General features: G+C 60.5%; 15 protein-coding genes and 1 riboswitch. Of the genes, 8 read left to right on the forward strand and 7 right to left on the reverse strand.

The window, feature by feature from the left end:
• Window positions 1-30: 30 nt before the first annotated feature.
• From ACRWA7_RS07890 to ACRWA7_RS07900, 3 genes are all read right to left on the reverse strand, one after another.
• The gene (locus ACRWA7_RS07890; protein WP_438392172.1) at window positions 31-159 is read right to left on the reverse strand and encodes a hypothetical protein; all 129 of its coding nucleotides are present in this window, start codon (window positions 157-159) and stop codon (window positions 31-33) included.
• A gap of 25 nt (window positions 160-184) precedes the next feature.
• On the reverse strand, window positions 185-538 hold the full coding sequence (locus ACRWA7_RS07895) for a DUF4148 domain-containing protein (protein ID WP_438392173.1): 354 nt from the start codon (window positions 536-538) through the stop codon (window positions 185-187).
• Between the two features lie 405 nt (window positions 539-943).
• Window positions 944-1,954 carry a LysR family transcriptional regulator gene (locus ACRWA7_RS07900; protein WP_060818316.1) on the reverse strand — a complete coding sequence of 337 codons (1,011 nt, stop codon included), beginning with the start codon at window positions 1,952-1,954 and terminating at the stop codon, window positions 944-946.
• A gap of 206 nt (window positions 1,955-2,160) precedes the next feature.
• On the opposite strand from ACRWA7_RS07900, the gene ACRWA7_RS07905 reads away from it, so the two are divergent.
• From ACRWA7_RS07905 to ACRWA7_RS07925, 5 genes are all read left to right on the forward strand, one after another.
• Window positions 2,161-3,051 (forward strand): alpha/beta hydrolase, encoded by an 891-nt coding sequence (locus ACRWA7_RS07905; protein WP_438392174.1) that lies wholly within the window; start codon window positions 2,161-2,163, stop codon window positions 3,049-3,051.
• 12 nt (window positions 3,052-3,063) lie between these two features.
• Window positions 3,064-4,248 (forward strand): efflux RND transporter periplasmic adaptor subunit, encoded by a 1,185-nt coding sequence (locus ACRWA7_RS07910; RefSeq protein ID WP_438392175.1) that lies wholly within the window; start codon window positions 3,064-3,066, stop codon window positions 4,246-4,248.
• 131 nt (window positions 4,249-4,379) lie between these two features.
• Window positions 4,380-7,574 (forward strand): efflux RND transporter permease subunit, encoded by a 3,195-nt coding sequence (locus tag ACRWA7_RS07915; RefSeq protein ID WP_438392176.1) that lies wholly within the window; start codon window positions 4,380-4,382, stop codon window positions 7,572-7,574.
• Window positions 7,575-7,585: 11 nt separating this feature from the next.
• Window positions 7,586-9,115 carry an efflux transporter outer membrane subunit gene (locus tag ACRWA7_RS07920; RefSeq protein WP_438392177.1) on the forward strand — a complete coding sequence of 510 codons (1,530 nt, stop codon included), beginning with the start codon at window positions 7,586-7,588 and terminating at the stop codon, window positions 9,113-9,115.
• A 125-nt stretch (window positions 9,116-9,240) separates the two neighbouring features.
• Complete coding sequence (locus ACRWA7_RS07925; protein ID WP_438392178.1) at window positions 9,241-9,474, forward strand: hypothetical protein; 234 nt, start codon at window positions 9,241-9,243, stop codon at window positions 9,472-9,474.
• A 36-nt stretch (window positions 9,475-9,510) separates the two neighbouring features.
• Here ACRWA7_RS07925 and ppk2 read toward each other — a convergent pair whose 3' ends face one another.
• Window positions 9,511-10,407 carry a polyphosphate kinase 2 gene (gene ppk2, locus ACRWA7_RS07930; RefSeq protein WP_438392179.1) on the reverse strand — a complete coding sequence of 299 codons (897 nt, stop codon included), beginning with the start codon at window positions 10,405-10,407 and terminating at the stop codon, window positions 9,511-9,513.
• A gap of 248 nt (window positions 10,408-10,655) precedes the next feature.
• Between ppk2 and ACRWA7_RS07935 the strand changes: the two genes are divergently transcribed.
• Window positions 10,656-10,982, forward strand: a complete 327-nt coding sequence (locus tag ACRWA7_RS07935) for a hypothetical protein (RefSeq protein ID WP_438392180.1) — start codon at window positions 10,656-10,658, stop codon at window positions 10,980-10,982.
• A gap of 26 nt (window positions 10,983-11,008) precedes the next feature.
• On the opposite strand, the gene ACRWA7_RS07940 is transcribed toward ACRWA7_RS07935, so the two are convergent.
• On the reverse strand, window positions 11,009-11,569 hold the full coding sequence (locus tag ACRWA7_RS07940) for a histidine phosphatase family protein (RefSeq protein WP_438392181.1): 561 nt from the start codon (window positions 11,567-11,569) through the stop codon (window positions 11,009-11,011).
• 53 nt (window positions 11,570-11,622) lie between these two features.
• A riboswitch (cobalamin riboswitch) is annotated at window positions 11,623-11,778 on the forward strand.
• Window positions 11,779-11,810: 32 nt separating this feature from the next.
• Between ACRWA7_RS07940 and ACRWA7_RS07945 the strand changes: the two genes are divergently transcribed.
• Together ACRWA7_RS07945 and ACRWA7_RS07950 are read left to right on the forward strand one after the other, a co-directional pair.
• Entirely contained in the window at window positions 11,811-12,044 is a 234-nt protein-coding gene (locus tag ACRWA7_RS07945) for a CbtB domain-containing protein (RefSeq protein ID WP_438392182.1), read from the forward strand.
• Window positions 12,045-12,052: 8 nt separating this feature from the next.
• Entirely contained in the window at window positions 12,053-12,820 is a 768-nt protein-coding gene (locus ACRWA7_RS07950) for a CbtA family protein (RefSeq protein ID WP_438392183.1), read from the forward strand.
• A 41-nt stretch (window positions 12,821-12,861) separates the two neighbouring features.
• Here the strand turns inward: ACRWA7_RS07950 and ACRWA7_RS07955 are convergent, their stop codons facing one another.
• Both ACRWA7_RS07955 and ACRWA7_RS07960 read right to left on the reverse strand, forming a co-directional pair.
• A complete protein-coding gene (locus tag ACRWA7_RS07955; protein ID WP_438392184.1) occupies window positions 12,862-13,104 on the reverse strand; it encodes a DUF1289 domain-containing protein in 243 nt (80 codons plus the stop codon).
• A complete protein-coding gene (locus tag ACRWA7_RS07960; protein ID WP_438392185.1) occupies window positions 13,101-14,399 on the reverse strand; it encodes a cobyrinate a,c-diamide synthase in 1,299 nt (432 codons plus the stop codon). The genes ACRWA7_RS07955 and ACRWA7_RS07960 overlap by 4 nt, the downstream gene beginning before the upstream one ends.
• Window position 14,400: the final 1 nt, after the last annotated feature.

Below are 14,400 nucleotides of genomic sequence, written 5' to 3' on the forward strand. Positions count from 1 at the left end.
CGAAGCTTTTGCGGTCTGTCATCGCCAACTTCAGTTTTCCAGTTCAACAACACTTTCTTCGCGTGTGGCTGCGGGTCTGAACGGAAGCCACAACGGTTCTGCTTCGGGCAACCAGTCATCGAGTGCCGAGAAGTCTTCCAGCGGTGCGAGATCATCCATGATGGCTCCTTGTCATTCAAAGCGGTTATTGAACTTGCGGCTTGCCGCTTTGCGTAGCGGAACCGTTGGCGAACTCGACAATCGAACGATTGCGTTGCTCTGCCAGCGCTGCATCGCGAGCGCGCTGTTCGTGCTGTTCGGCGATCGCAATGCCGGCCATGCTGCGGTCCGGATACGTGTTGCGGTTCAAAGCAGGCAACGTCCCGTTTGCATAAGCGGCCGCGAGTTCGGCGCGAACCTGGGCGCGTGTCATCGTGCTCTCGGATGTGGTCGTGGTTTGATATGTCCCGGCGCGCCCAATGCCGCCATCGGCAAAAGCAGTGGTCGAAACGAGTGCGGATACTGCCGAAAGCGATAGCGCTGCGATTACGGTTTTCACGGTGTTGCTCCTGTCGGTTCGAATCGAACGCATTGAGTTGATCGATGCCATTCGAATACATGCACGGGGCAGCGGGCGGCGGATCAAATGTGCCGTGCTGCGACAGGACGAAATGTAGTCAAGCGGAACTGCGGGATAAATGATGCTTAGGCGAATTGATTAATCACGAGATCCGAATAATCGCAAGGAGCCTTATTCCGATAGGCTTCAAACAAAAACTATCGGCGCGATAGGATGTCAAGCCCTTACAGCGAAGAGGGTTGAAAGCGCTTTTAGAGTCAATGAAAACAAAAAACCTGGCTAGCGGACATTCTGTTGAAGAAGGGACACGCCGCTGTTGCAGCGCGGGTTTGATCGCCATGAAAGTCAACGGCCAAACCCGGCGCAACAAATCACCCGACGATCTTAAACAACCACTTCAGCGGTTCCTGCAACATCCGGCGTTCCGTGCTTGACGATCATCGAACGGGGCGTTGCAGTCGGCAAGCAACGCTCTTCCGCATCTTCCTGACCGGAGAGCAGCGGGCAGCGTTCGAACAATTCGGCGGCCCAATCCACGAACACGCGCACCTTGGGCGACAGGTGCCGGTTATGCGGATAGACAACCGAAATAGGCATGGGCAATGGCTTCCATTGAGGAAGCACCTCGACCAGTTCACCGGAACGCAAATGCGGAAGCGCCATGAAGCGCGGCACCTGCACGAGCCCGACGCCCTTCACGCCGCAGGCCAGATAAGCCTCTGCGTCGTTCACGGCAATCGCGCCGCGCATTTTCACATCGACGGTTTTTCCATCGATGACGAAATCCATGTCCATCACGCGGCCCGTGCGGCTCGAAAAATAATTCACCGCAGTATGCTGCTGCAATTCCTCGATGGTATGAGGCACGCCATGCAACTCCAGATAATCCGGACTTGCCGCGGTCAGCCCTTGAAAGACCCCGATCCGCCGCGCGACGAGACTGGAATCCTGCAGCGTTCCCACGCGAATCACGCAGTCCACGCCTTCCTGAATCAGGTCCACCGGTTTGTCGCCGAATCCGATCATCAACTCGATATCCGGATATCGCGAATGAAATTCACACAATTGGGGCATGACGATCATTCGTCCAATCGACCCCGGCATATCGATCCGCAATTTGCCGCGCGGACCCTTACCCGTATTCGCGAATGAACTCTCGGTTTCTTCGATGTCGGCGAGAATTCGCACGCAGCGCTCGTAGTACGCGGCACCGTCAGGCGTGAGGTTCAAGCGCCGGGTCGTACGCTGCAAAAGACGCACGTTGAGAAACGCTTCAAGGTTCTGAATAATCGTCGTTACCGAGGCGCGAGGCATATCCAGCGTGTCTGCGGCGCGCGAAAAACTATTGGTATCGACGACTCTTGTAAATACCTGCATAGCTTGTAGCCGGTCCATTTTTCTCTCACCGTCAAATCCTCGCCGCGCATGGAATAAGCGCGCTGCTCGGATGTTGTAGGAATGGGCAGTGTCAATTGATCACGATTGTTCAGCGCGACCGAATTGTGTTGCCGGATTATAGGCATTTATTTCGAAACACGTAGACCTCAGAATTCGTCCCATCGCAACTAAGGTGGGATGGCGCGGGCGCGCTGAAAATAACCATGGCATCGACGCTGGATCTGGGCCTCTGCATAGAGGATGTTCGAATCGCGGGACATGCGCAACCCATAACCTTGCGCAGTTATCGCCCCGCATCGGACGGCACCGTTCTGCCGGTCGTGCTTTATTTTCATGGCGGCGGTTTTGTTCGCGGCTCGCTGGACGACGCGGATATAGCGGCCACGACCATTGCCCGCGACACATCCGCGTGGGTCGTTTCGGTCGGTTATTCGCTGGCGCCGGCTTTTCCTTTTCCGGCGGCGCTGGAAGACGGATACCGGGCGGCGCAATGGGCGACGGCGAACGCTCGTGCGCAAGGAGCGGATGCAAGCCGCATGGGCGTGGCGGGACACGATGCAGGCGGCAACCTGGCGACGTGCCTTGCGGCGATCGCGCGGGATCGCGGCGACATTGCGATCCACGCGCAGGCGTTGCTCGCGCCGCTGCTGGATCCGAGCATGACGCGCATGGCCGACGAGAACAAGGTGCTCTCACCGGATATTTGCGCGTCCGAATGCGCGCAGTGTTACCGCGCGTATTTGCCCAATGCTTCGCAAAGGCTTCATCCGTATGCGGCGCCGCTTGAATCGCGGCGGCTTGCAGGCCTGCCGCCGGCGCTGATTGCGAGCGCCCAGCTCGACCTGCTGCATATAGAGGCCGAGAAATACGCGGGCGAATTGATCGCGGCAGGCGTGCCGACTGAAGTGACGCGGCACGTCAACGCATCGCATTATGGGCTGGTGGCGGATCCGTCCGCGCTTGCCGACGTGGTCGCGTTCTTCAAGAAGCGGCTTCAGGACCGCACGGCGCACACAGTGCGTGCAACGCAAACGCGCGCCAAGCCCAGGACGCATGCAGCACCCCAAAAATTCAAAACAATCTCAACGACTTAATTGGAGCATCGCATGTCCATCACTCGCAAACGTCTTACTGTCGCGCTAGGGGCGGCGCTGGTCGTCGCAGGCGTCGGTACATATACGGCCATGCACGGTTTCGGCTTGCCGGTCACCACGGCCGAAGCCGCTGTTCAGGCCGCGCCGCCCGCAACCGAAGTGGATGTCGCCACGGTGGTCTCGAAGACCATCACCGACTACCAGAACTATTCGGGACGCCTCGAAGCAGTCGATAAAGTCGAGGTCCGGCCACTCGTGCCGGGTACGATCGTCGCCGTGCATTTCGCCGATGGCGCGCTTGTGAAGAAGGGCGATCCGCTCTTCACGATCGACCCGCGTCCGTATGTGGCGGCGGTCGATCAGGCCGCCGCGCAACTTGCGGCGGCCCAGGCGCGCAACGGTTATACATCGACCGACGCCGCGCGCGCCGAGCGTTTGCTGACGGACAACGCGATCGCCAAGCGCGATTACGACGAGAAGCAGAACGCGGCGCATGAGGCCGCGGCCAACCTGAAGGCGGCGCAAGCGGCGCTCGAGACGGCGAAGATCAACCTGACGTACACGCATATCGTGGCGCCGGTGTCCGGCCGTGTGTCGCGCGCGGAGATGACGGTGGGCAACATTGTCTCCACGGGTTCGAGCGCGCCGTTGCTGACCACGCTGGTTTCGGTGTCGCCCATTTACGCATCGTTCGATGTCGACGAACAAACGTATCTCCGGTACCTGAGCCGTGACTCGCGTGCAAGCGTGCCGGTCTCGCTCGGCCTCGCAAATGAAGATGGTTTCTCGCGCGAGGGCAAGGTGGCGTCCGTCGACAATCAACTGGACACAGGCTCGGGCACCATCCGCGTGCGGGCCCGCTTCGACAACAACGATGGTTCGTTGTTGCCGGGCCTCTATGCACGCATCAAGGTCGGGGGCGGCACGCCGCATCCGGCCGTGCTGATTGAAGACGCGGCTATTGGAACCGATCAGGACAAGAAGTTTGTCATGGTCGTCGATAAAGACAGCCGCGTTCAATACCGCGAAGTCACGCTCGGTACGCAGAGCGAGGGCTTGCGCGTGATCGTGAAGGGCTTGCAGCCGGGCGAGCGGATCGTGGTGAACGGTCTGCAGCGCGTGCGTCCAAACGATGTCGTCAAGCCCAACTCGGTAGCAATGGCGAGTGCGTCGCCGGCAACAAAAGAAGCTTCGTAAGACGCGCTTTATAGCCTGGTTCATAGCCGCCTAACGGGGGCTCCTGGAGTGCGTGGACAGCAGCGGGTCTCGATTCAAGACCCGCTGCGGGAAACGCGCGCGCGGCCTCTCATGCATATAAAGAAACCGTCATGAACATTTCCAAGTTTTTCATCGACCGCCCGATCTTCGCGGGTGTGCTATCGGTGCTCATCCTGCTGGCGGGTGTCATCGCCATGTTCAAGCTGCCGATCTCCGAATATCCGGAGGTCGTGCCGCCGTCCGTGGTCGTGCATGCGCAATACCCGGGTGCGAACCCGAAGGTGATCGCAGAAACGGTGGCGTCGCCGCTGGAAGAGCAGATCAACGGCGTGGAAGACATGCTGTACATGCAGTCGCAGGCGAATAGCGACGGCAACCTGACCATCACGGTGACGTTCAAGCTTGGCACCGACCCGGACAAGGCGCAGCAACTGGTGCAGAACCGTGTGTCGCAAGCGTTGCCGCGTTTGCCGGAAGACGTGACGCGCCTGGGCGTGACGACCATCAAGTCGTCGCCGACCCTCACCATGGTGGTTCACCTGAACTCGCCGAACAACCGCTACGACATGACGTATCTGCGCAACTATGCGCTGATCAACGTGAAGGACCGGCTCGAGCGTATCCAGGGCGTGGGCGAGGTGCAGCTGTGGGGTTCGGGCGATTACTCCATGCGCGTCTGGCTCGACCCGCAGAAAGTCGCGCAACGCGGCATGACCGCGACCGACATCGTGAATGCGATCCGTGAACAGAACGTGCAGGTTGCGGCCGGCGTGATCGGTTCGTCGCCGACGTTGCCCAACGTGCCGCTGCAATTGAACGTCAACGCGCAAGGCCGTTTGCAGACCGAACAGGACTTTCGCGACATCGTGCTCAAGACATCGCCTGATGGCGCTGTCACGCATTTGCGCGATGTGGCGCGCGTTGAGCTGGCTGCGTCGGAATACGGGCTGCGTTCCTTGCTCGACAACAAGACCGCGGTCGCCATGGCGATCAACCAGCAGCCAGGCGCGAACTCGCTGCAGATTTCCGATACGGTCCGCCAGACAATGAAGGAACTGCAGGCGGACATGCCGGCGGGCGTCGAATACCAGATCGTGTACGACCCGACGCAGTTCGTGCGCTCAAGTATCGATGCGGTGATTCACACGCTTGCCGAAGCCATCGCGCTAGTGGTGCTCGTCGTGATCGTGTTCCTGCAGACGTGGCGTGCGTCCATCATTCCGCTGCTCGCGGTGCCGGTGTCGATCATCGGTACGTTCTCGTTGCTGCTTGCGTTTGGATTCTCGATCAACGCGCTGTCGCTCTTCGGGATGGTGCTTGCCATCGGGATCGTGGTGGACGACGCGATCGTGGTGGTGGAGAACGTCGAGCGCAACATTGAAGCGGGGCTGTCCGCGCGGGAGGCGACCTATCAGGCGATGCGGGAAGTGAGCGGGCCGATCATCGCGATCGCGCTGACGCTGACCGCCGTGTTCGTGCCGCTCGCGTTCATGTCGGGCCTGACGGGTCAGTTCTACAAGCAGTTCGCGATGACCATCGCCATCTCGACGGTGATCTCCGCGTTCAACTCGCTGACGTTGTCGCCGGCGCTCGCAGCGTTGCTGCTGAAGGGTCACGACGAACCGAAGGACTGGCTCACGCGTGGCATGGACCGGGTGTTCGGCGGATTTTTCCGTCAGTTCAACAAGGTCTTCAAACGCGGTTCGGAGAACTACGGCAAGGGCGTGTCCGGCGTCATCAACCGCAAGGCGCTGATGATGGGCGTGTATGTCGTGCTGCTCGCCGGCGCGGTGCTGATGGGCAAGATCGTGCCGGGCGGCTTCGTGCCCGCGCAGGACAAGGAGTATCTGATCAGTTTCGCGCAGTTGCCCAACGGTGCATCGCTTGATCGCACCGAAGCGGTGATCCGCCAGATGACGGACATCGCGCGCAAGACGCCGGGCGTGCAGAGCGCGGTGGAGTTTCCGGGTTTGTCGGTGAACGGTTTTACCAACTCGTCGAGCGCCGGCATTGTGTTCGTGACGCTCAAGCCTTTCGATCAACGCAAGGGCAAGGCGTTATCGGCCGGTGCTATCGCGGGCTCGCTGAACCAGCAATATGCGGCGATCAAGGGCTCGTTCATTGCCGTGTTCCCGCCGCCGCCGGTTCTTGGCCTCGGCACGCTGGGCGGTTTCAAGCTGCAACTGGAGGACCGTGGCGCGCTGGGTTACTCGGCACTCGCCGACGCTACGCAGGCGTTCATCAAACGTGCATCGCAATCTCCTGAACTCGGCCCGACGTTCTCGAGCTATCAGATCAACGTGCCGCAACTGAACGTGGATCTGGACCGCGTGAAGGCGAAGCAACTGGGCGTGTCCGTCACCGATGTATTCAGCACCATGCAGGTCTATCTCGGTTCTCTGTATGTGAACGACTTCAACCGCTTTGGCCGCGTGTATCAGGTGCGGGTGCAGGCCGATGCGCCGTTCCGTGCAAGTTCGGATGACATCGGCTTGCTCAAGACGCGTAACGCGAACGGAGAGATGGTGCCGTTGTCGTCGCTCGTCAAGGTGACGCCGACGTTCGGTCCGGAAATGGTGGTGCGCTACAACGGTTACACGGCGGCCGATATCAACGGTGGTCCGGCTCCGGGTTATTCGTCGGGTCAGGCGCAGGCTGCGGTCGAGCGTATTGCGGCTGAAACGCTGCCGCGCGGCATCAAGTTCGAATGGACCGACCTCACGTATCAGCAGATTCTCGCGGGCAATGCGGCGTTGTGGGTGTTCCCGATCAGCGTGCTGCTCGTGTTCCTGGTGCTGGCTGCGCTGTATGAAAGCCTGACGCTGCCGCTCGCCGTGATCCTGATCGTGCCCATGAGCATCTTCTCTGCGCTGGTGGGTGTGTGGCTGACCAAGGGCGACAACAACATCTTCACGCAGATCGGCTTGATGGTGCTGGTGGGTTTGTCGGCGAAGAACGCCATCCTGATCGTGGAATTCGCGCGTGAACTGGAAATGCAGGGACGCTCGATCGTGGAGGCCGCCATTGAAGCAAGCCGCTTGCGCTTGCGGCCGATCCTGATGACGTCGATTGCTTTCATCATGGGCGTGGTGCCGCTGGTGGTTTCGTCGGGCGCGGGTTCGGAAATGCGTCATGCAATGGGCGTGGCGGTGTTCTTCGGCATGCTTGGCGTGACGCTGTTCGGGCTGATGCTTACGCCGGTGTTTTATGTGCTGTTGAGAAAGCTGGCTGGCGGCGAACATCTCGTCGACAAGCACGGCCACAATCCGCACATGCGCGGTGTCAATGCTTCGCTTGAAGCATGAGAGAGATTGAAATGAAAACGCTGAATATAAAACGATGGCTGGGGTTGTCGGCATTGCTCGGGTCGCTGCTGGTCGTCGCGGGCTGCTCGCTCGCACCAACATACGCCAAGCCCGACGTGAAGGAGCCGGCCGCGTTCAAGGAAACGTCGCAGACGGTGCTCGCGGCTTCCGAGCAGGGCACGTGGAAGACGGCGCAACCTTCGGAACAGGTCATGCGCGGCGAATGGTGGACGGTCTTCAACGACGACACCTTGAACGACCTCGAACGTCAGGCCGCCGATGCCAATCAGAACCTGAAGGCGGCAGCCGCACGCGTGAAGGAATCGCGCGCGATCAACCAGACGGCGCGCGCCGGTCTGTTCCCGACGCTCGACGCGGGCTTCGGCCCGACGCGCGAGAAGTTGTCGCCGGCTTCGCAGCTCCAGCCGCAGAACGTGAATATCCCGTCGCAGACCTTGTGGCGTGCGCAGGCGAGTGCATCGTATGAAGTCGATCTGTTTGGCCGCGTATCGGATTCGGTGAAGGCCGCGAACGCCGACACCGCGCAAAGCGAAGCGTTGTTCCGTTCTGTGCAGTTGGCATTGCAGGCAGATGTTGCGCAGAACTACTTCAACCTGCGTGAACTCGATGCCGAGAACGATGTGTTTACGCGTACCGTAGCGTTGCGCGAGCAGAGCCTGAAGCTCGTGCAGCGCCGCTTTGCCGAAGGCGATATCAGCGAGCTCGACGTTGCTCGCTCGCGTTCAGAACTCGCCAGCGCCCGGTCGGACGCCATGACCGTGCAGCGCCAGCGGGCGGCGGCGGAACATAGCCTTGCCGTGCTGCTTGGCAAGTCGGCTTCGCAGTTCACAATGGCCGCGAACCCCTTGACGCCCGTCGATATCAAGATCCCGCCGGGCTTGCCTTCTTCATTGCTCGAACGCCGGCCGGACATCGCGGCGGCGGAACGCGCGATGGCGGCGGCGAATTCGCGCATTGGCGTAGCCAAGTCGGCGTTCTTCCCCTCGCTCAACATTACGGGTTCGGGCGGTTTCGAATCGGCGACGCTCGGCGATCTGTTCAACTGGTCGAGCCGCACGTTCCTGCTTGGGCCGTTCGCGGGCACGGCGCTCAACCTGCCGATCTTCGATGGCGGGCGCCGCCGTGGCAATCTCGCGAATGCGCGCGCCATCTACGAAGAGGATGTGGCGAACTATCGGCAGCAAGTGCTGGTGGCGTTCCAGGAAGTCGAGGACAACCTCTCCGACCTGCGCATTCTCGAAACGCAGACCCAGACGCAATCTGAAGCCGTGAACGCGTCCAACCGCGCTTCGCAACTCTCGCGCACGCAATACACCGAGGGCGCGATCAATTACCTCGATGTGATCGACGCCGAGCGTACCGTGCTGCAGTCGCAACTCACGGCCGTGCAACTGGCGGGCGTGCAGGCGACGTCCACGGTGAACCTGATTCGTGCGTTGGGCGGTGGCTGGGGCGATATGCCGGTGGCATCGGCGGAGCCCGTAGCAGCGGCTTCGGACGCGAGCATTGCGTCGCGGTAATAAGCGAAAAGAGCCTGCAATTCCAGCGCGATTGTTCAAATCGCGCGACAAGTGTCTTCGATTGCAGCGGGTTTATCCGGAGGCTCCCGATCCGTAGAATTCCATTCATGGATACGGGAGCCGTCATGAAAGCCTTAATCGAAAGACAACTCTACCGGCCTGCCGTCGTACTGCCTCTGTTGGTCCTGATGCGCCTCATGGTGACGCTCGATTTCAACCTGATGCAAGTGACGTTCGTCGTGGTCATGAAGAGTTCGCACTACATGTTTCAAGCAGTATTCAAGCATCGCGGTAATCGTGACTACGATCAGAAGCCGCAGCAGGTTCATGCCCTGCATGAGAAGACCTGCCACTGCTGAACCGCGTCTCACTCAGCCTGCTCGACTTCATCAGCCTCAATATACTTCCGGCACGATCATGCTTTGCGGCACGGGTTGCCGCAGGTAATCCTCGTTATAGACACGGTCTGGAAGCTCAATCGCGGGATGCTCGATCTCGTGATACGGCACCTGGCTCAACAAGTGACTGATGCAATTGAGCCGTGCGCGTTTTTTATCGACTGCCTGCACGACCCACCACGGCGCCTCGGGAATATGCGAGCGCGCCAGCATGACTTCCTTCGCGTGCGTGTAGGCTTCCCAGCGGCGGCGGCTTTCCAGGTCCATGGGGCTGAGTTTCCATTGCTTCAACGGATCCTGAATGCGCGCCTGGAAGCGCACTTCCTGTTCGTCATCGGTGATTGAAAACCAGTACTTCAGGATCTGCACGCCGCTTCTCGCCAGCATTTTTTCGAATTCGGGCACTGAGCGAAAAAACTCTTCGTACTCGTCGTCGGTGCAGAAATTCATCACGCGTTCCACGCCAGCGCGGTTGTACCAACTGCGGTCGAACAGCACGATCTCGCCGCCCGCCGGCAAATGCGATACATAACGCTGGAAATACCATTGCGTGCGTTCGCGATTGTTCGGCGCGGGCAATGCGGCCACGCGGCAGACGCGCGGATTCAGCCGCTGCGTGATGCGCTTGATTGCGCCGCCCTTGCCGGCGGCGTCGCGGCCTTCGAAGATCACGACCAGCCTGTGCCCGCTCGCGACCACCCAGTCCTGCAGTTTCACGAGTTCTCCCTGCAGACGGAACAACTCGCGGAAATAAACCTTGCGCTGCTCGCGCGCCTCGGTGGAAAACGCGCCTTGACCGTCGAGGATGCGGTCATCGACCTCCATTTCCAGTTCTTCGTCGTAGCTGTCGATCAGATCTTCTTCGAAGCGGCGCTGTTTATCCTGCGAATTCATGAGTAGCTCCGTTGGGTTTGGCGGGTTGGCGTTTTGTCGTCTGTCTGAGTGTTTATGGCGTCCGTGGATTCGGGACGCAATTCTGCACAATGACGATTATCGGGCCGGTTGATTTCACGAATGTTACGGCAGCGGTTGAAAACCGGGGGCGAAGAATTGATCGGACAATAGCGTCATCGTCTTCGAGCCTGGAATAGTCCTTGCTAAATCTAGGTCATGTAACTCGCGAACTCCAAAGGCTTGAGTCAATGACACGTCAAACCGAATTTCAACTGAACGAAACGAGCTGGAGCGCCGAAGTCGCGACGCTCGCACGACAGGCATGCACGGACGCCATTCCTTCTTCGTCCTCTGGTGCGCGCGGCGCAACACCGCCCGCGACTTATTTCATCTCGGTGCTTGAACTCGCGACCGGCGAAAAGCTCGGCAACAACGAGCGGCTACGCGCTATCGCGATGCTCGAAGCGCATTTCGCGGCTGGCCGGCCTCGCACGCTGAACGAGGCAATCAGGATTTGCGCGGGCGCGATCGATTCCTCGACGCTCCAGCGCATGGCGCGGGGCGCGAGAGCCTGAAAAAGCGCTGCGGGACCTCGCCGTTTTCAGACGGATGATCTGTATCGAAGACGCCATGTGCCGTCGGAACGGGTTAGCGTGAGAGCCGAAAGCGGCTCCAGATCCATCCGGTACACCGCCGTCAGCGGCGCGTCCAGTACGACAGCCAGCGCCACCTTGACCACGATTGCGTGCGTCACGATCAGCGTGACGCCACCACGACGCTGAGCGTCTAGCGCGGCGCGCACCCTCGCCTGGAGGGCTTCCAGACTTTCGCCGCCATGCGCGGCGCTGCCCGGCTCCGATAACCACGCGCTTAAGGCCTCGGCATCTTCATCGTGGATATTCTTTAGCGCCCGGCCTTGCCACCGGCCGTGATTCAGGTCGCTCCAATCCGTATCCGTGGACATATCCAGACCAAACGCTCGTCCTGTTTCCACGGCCGCGTGCGCCGGGCTCGTGATGACGCGATCGGGGGCATAAATGGTAGCGAGCGCGGAGAGGCGCGGACGTTCGAGATGCTCGATTGGATCATCGGGCGTAGGAAACATGCCGGTTTTCATGGCGTGCGTGGCGGCATGGCAGAGCAGGATCAGTTCGGTTTTCATGGCTATGCGCTTCGTTTCAGTGGATGCATTGCTTTACTTTCGGTAAACAGATCTTAGAATGGCAAGCTTGCAGCGCGAGGAAGCCGGTGAGAACCCGGCACGGTCGCGCCACTGTGAGCGCGCCGGGCTTGCTTTCAACCCTTGAATCAAGGTAGAAAAATGCGCCCGATGCACGCAAGTCAGACCCTCGCTGCAGCCTTTCTTTTTTCTTACGGGACGCGCTTATCCCTTGGAGCCGGTCATGAATCAATCCGCTGCATCAGCCAGTCTCTCTGGCATCAATCCCGCATTTGATGCACCCGTACCTATTCCGGTGCGCGAAGTGCTGCCCTGGGCCGTGTTTATCGGCTTGCTGATGTTGATTGCGATTTATTTCGTGGGCGCCGAGCAGGGCGCGACGTCGATCTTCCAGGGCATGTATATCCACGAGTTCGTGCACGACGGCCGCCATTTGCTCGGCTTTCCCTGCCACTGAGACCTTCCATGATCAGAAATCTCCTTGTACGCGGCATGGTCGCGGGACTGGTCGCGGGCCTGCTCGGCTTCGGATTTGCGAAGACCTTCGGCGAGCCTTCGGTGGATCGCGCCATTGCGTTCGAATCGCAGCAGGAACAGGCGCGTGAGCAGGCGGAAGCCGCCGCCGGACATGGGCACGATCATGCCGACGACGTAGAACTCGTCAGCCGCGGCACGCAGGCGGGCCTGGGCTTGCTGACCGGCGTGGCGGTGTTCGGTACGGCGCTGGGCGGCCTGTTTTCGCTGGTATTCGCGTTTTCCTATGCTCGGCTTGGCGCACTGCGCGCACGCGGGACGTCGGCATTGCTTGGCTTGTTCGGCTTCGTGACCGTTGCCGTCGTGCCTTTCCTCAAGTATCCGCCCAACCCGCCGTCCGTGGGCAATCCCGAGACCATAGGCATAAGGACGGCGCTGTTTTTTGGCATGGTCGCGATCTCGCTCGTGGTAGCCATTTTCGCGGTCCGGCTGCAGCGGCGCTTGCAGCCGGCGCATGGTGGCTGGAACGCGTCGTTGATTGCTGTGGCGGTTTATATAGTTTTGATGGGGCTCGCATATCTTGCGTTGCCGCGTATCGATGAAGTTCCGGTGCAGTTCTCGGCGACCCTGCTGTGGAGCTTCCGCGTGGCTGCAATCGGCATTCAGGCGGTGATCTGGACCACGCTCGGCCTCTTGTTCGGTGTGCTCGCGCAGCGTGAAGTGGAGCGTGTGCCGGCGCGGCGGACCGTGCCAGCGTAGACCCGGGCTACCAGAAAGGGCGGCCTGAGAGCCGCCTTTTTTTATGCCGCTGCCTTACGGGCCAGCAAGGTCGGGAACAGCCCGAGTTTGTCGGCATCAGGCAAAGTCTTCCATGCCTTGATCTCTTCACGGCTTCTGAAACAGCCTTCGCAATAACCAGTGGTTTTATCGAGGCGGCAGACGTCGGTGCAGGGCGAACCTACGGGCTGAAGACGACTCGCGCGCTCGATGGTGTATGTGAGTTCGAGCGGTGTTTTCAAGGGTGTTTCCAGCGGCGTTGTCATAGCGGTTCGCCACGAAAGAGGGCGGCGGCCGCCGCCGGATTCGTGGGCCAGTAAGTGTGCATGTAAGTTGCGGTGATCGGGCCGTGCTGGTAGATGGCCTCGCCTTCCTTGCCGGTCGTTGCGTGCGTGGCCATGAGAACGGGCGGCATGCCGGTCACGACCGACGAGTAATGGAACGTGTGCCCGGTGCTCATGCCATGACGGCTTTCAATGCGTTGCATCGCAAGGCGGGAAAGACGTTTTTGCATCTTCGCATCTCCCGGTAAAAGTCCGAGCATGGCGTGTTGCGTGCCTTCGATATCGGTCAGCGAGTCGAGAAGGTACAGCATGCCGCCGCATTCCGCGACGACCGCTTTTTTCGCATCGACGTGCGCGCGGATCGAGGCTGCGGTCGTTACGTTCGCGGCGAGGCGCGCGGCGTGCAGTTCGGGATAGCCGCCCGGTAAATAGAGCGCATCAGCGTGAGCAGGGAGGGGTTCGTCGGCCAATGGCGAGAAGGTCGAAATCGTGGCGCCCAGCGCCTTCAGCAGATCCAGATTGGCCGGGTACACGAATGAAAACGCCGCGTCGCGCGCGATTGCAATGTGCAGACCTTCGAGCAAACGTGGCGGCGGCTCTAGCGCCTCGTCGGAGAAATCGATTGCCGGCGGCAACTCGCGCAAGGCCGTCTCGGCGATAGCATCAGCGGCGCGATCCAGCCTTGCGTCTAGGTCTGCAATTTCAGCCGCCTGCGTCAAGCCGAGATGGCGGCCGGGTAACGCAACATCGTCCATGCCTGGCAAGTAGCCGCAATAGCGCACGCCTTTGGGAATCGCTTCGGACAGCATTTGCGCGTGCCGTTGCGACGCCACGCGATTGGCCAGCACACCATGGAACGGCAAATCCGCACGATACCGCGCGAGCCCGAACGCGAGCGCGCCGAACGTTTGCGCCATGCCGTGGGCGCCAATGACGGCCAGCACCGGCACGCCAAACGTGGTGGCGAGATCGGCGCTGCTGGGCGTGCCGTCGAAAAGACCCATCACGCCTTCTATCAGGATCAGGTCGGCCGTTTGCGCCGCTTCGGCGAGCAGTGCGCGGCAGCCGCGCTCCCCTACCATCCACAAATGCAATGCGTAAACAGGCGCGCCGGATGCACGTTCAAGAATCATCGGATCAAGAAAATCCGGGCCGGTCTTGAAGACGCGCACGCGCAAGCCACGGCGCGTGTGATGGCGCGCGAGTGCTGCTGTGACCGTGGTTTTACCCTGGTTCGACGCAGGCGCGCTGATGAACAATGCGGGGCAGGCGCGCACG

The organism is Caballeronia sp. DA-9 (assembly GCF_051615025.1).
GTDB classification, from domain to species: domain Bacteria; phylum Pseudomonadota; class Gammaproteobacteria; order Burkholderiales; family Burkholderiaceae; genus Caballeronia; species Caballeronia sordidicola.

What these genes read in the sequence shown, in the direction of transcription:
- ACRWA7_RS07935 (WP_438392180.1), top strand. Translation starts at nt 10,656, where the DNA reads ATGACACGTCAAACCGAATTTCAACTGAACGAAACGAGCTGGAGCGCC.
- ACRWA7_RS07925 (WP_438392178.1), top strand. Translation starts at nt 9,241, where the DNA reads ATGAAAGCCTTAATCGAAAGACAACTCTACCGGCCTGCCGTCGTACTG.
- ACRWA7_RS07955 (WP_438392184.1), bottom strand. Translation starts at nt 13,104, where the DNA reads ATGACAACGCCGCTGGAAACACCCTTGAAAACACCGCTCGAACTCACA.
- ACRWA7_RS07950 (WP_438392183.1), top strand. Translation starts at nt 12,053, where the DNA reads ATGATCAGAAATCTCCTTGTACGCGGCATGGTCGCGGGACTGGTCGCG.
- ACRWA7_RS07915 (WP_438392176.1), top strand. Translation starts at nt 4,380, where the DNA reads ATGAACATTTCCAAGTTTTTCATCGACCGCCCGATCTTCGCGGGTGTG.
- ACRWA7_RS07900 (WP_060818316.1), bottom strand. Translation starts at nt 1,954, where the DNA reads ATGGACCGGCTACAAGCTATGCAGGTATTTACAAGAGTCGTCGATACC.
- ACRWA7_RS07940 (WP_438392181.1), bottom strand. Translation starts at nt 11,569, where the DNA reads ATGAAAACCGAACTGATCCTGCTCTGCCATGCCGCCACGCACGCCATG.
- ACRWA7_RS07920 (WP_438392177.1), top strand. Translation starts at nt 7,586, where the DNA reads ATGAAAACGCTGAATATAAAACGATGGCTGGGGTTGTCGGCATTGCTC.
- ACRWA7_RS07905 (WP_438392174.1), top strand. Translation starts at nt 2,161, where the DNA reads ATGGCATCGACGCTGGATCTGGGCCTCTGCATAGAGGATGTTCGAATC.
- ACRWA7_RS07890 (WP_438392172.1), bottom strand. Translation starts at nt 159, where the DNA reads ATGGATGATCTCGCACCGCTGGAAGACTTCTCGGCACTCGATGACTGG.
- ACRWA7_RS07945 (WP_438392182.1), top strand. Translation starts at nt 11,811, where the DNA reads ATGAATCAATCCGCTGCATCAGCCAGTCTCTCTGGCATCAATCCCGCA.
- ppk2 (WP_438392179.1), bottom strand. Translation starts at nt 10,407, where the DNA reads ATGAATTCGCAGGATAAACAGCGCCGCTTCGAAGAAGATCTGATCGAC.
- ACRWA7_RS07910 (WP_438392175.1), top strand. Translation starts at nt 3,064, where the DNA reads ATGTCCATCACTCGCAAACGTCTTACTGTCGCGCTAGGGGCGGCGCTG.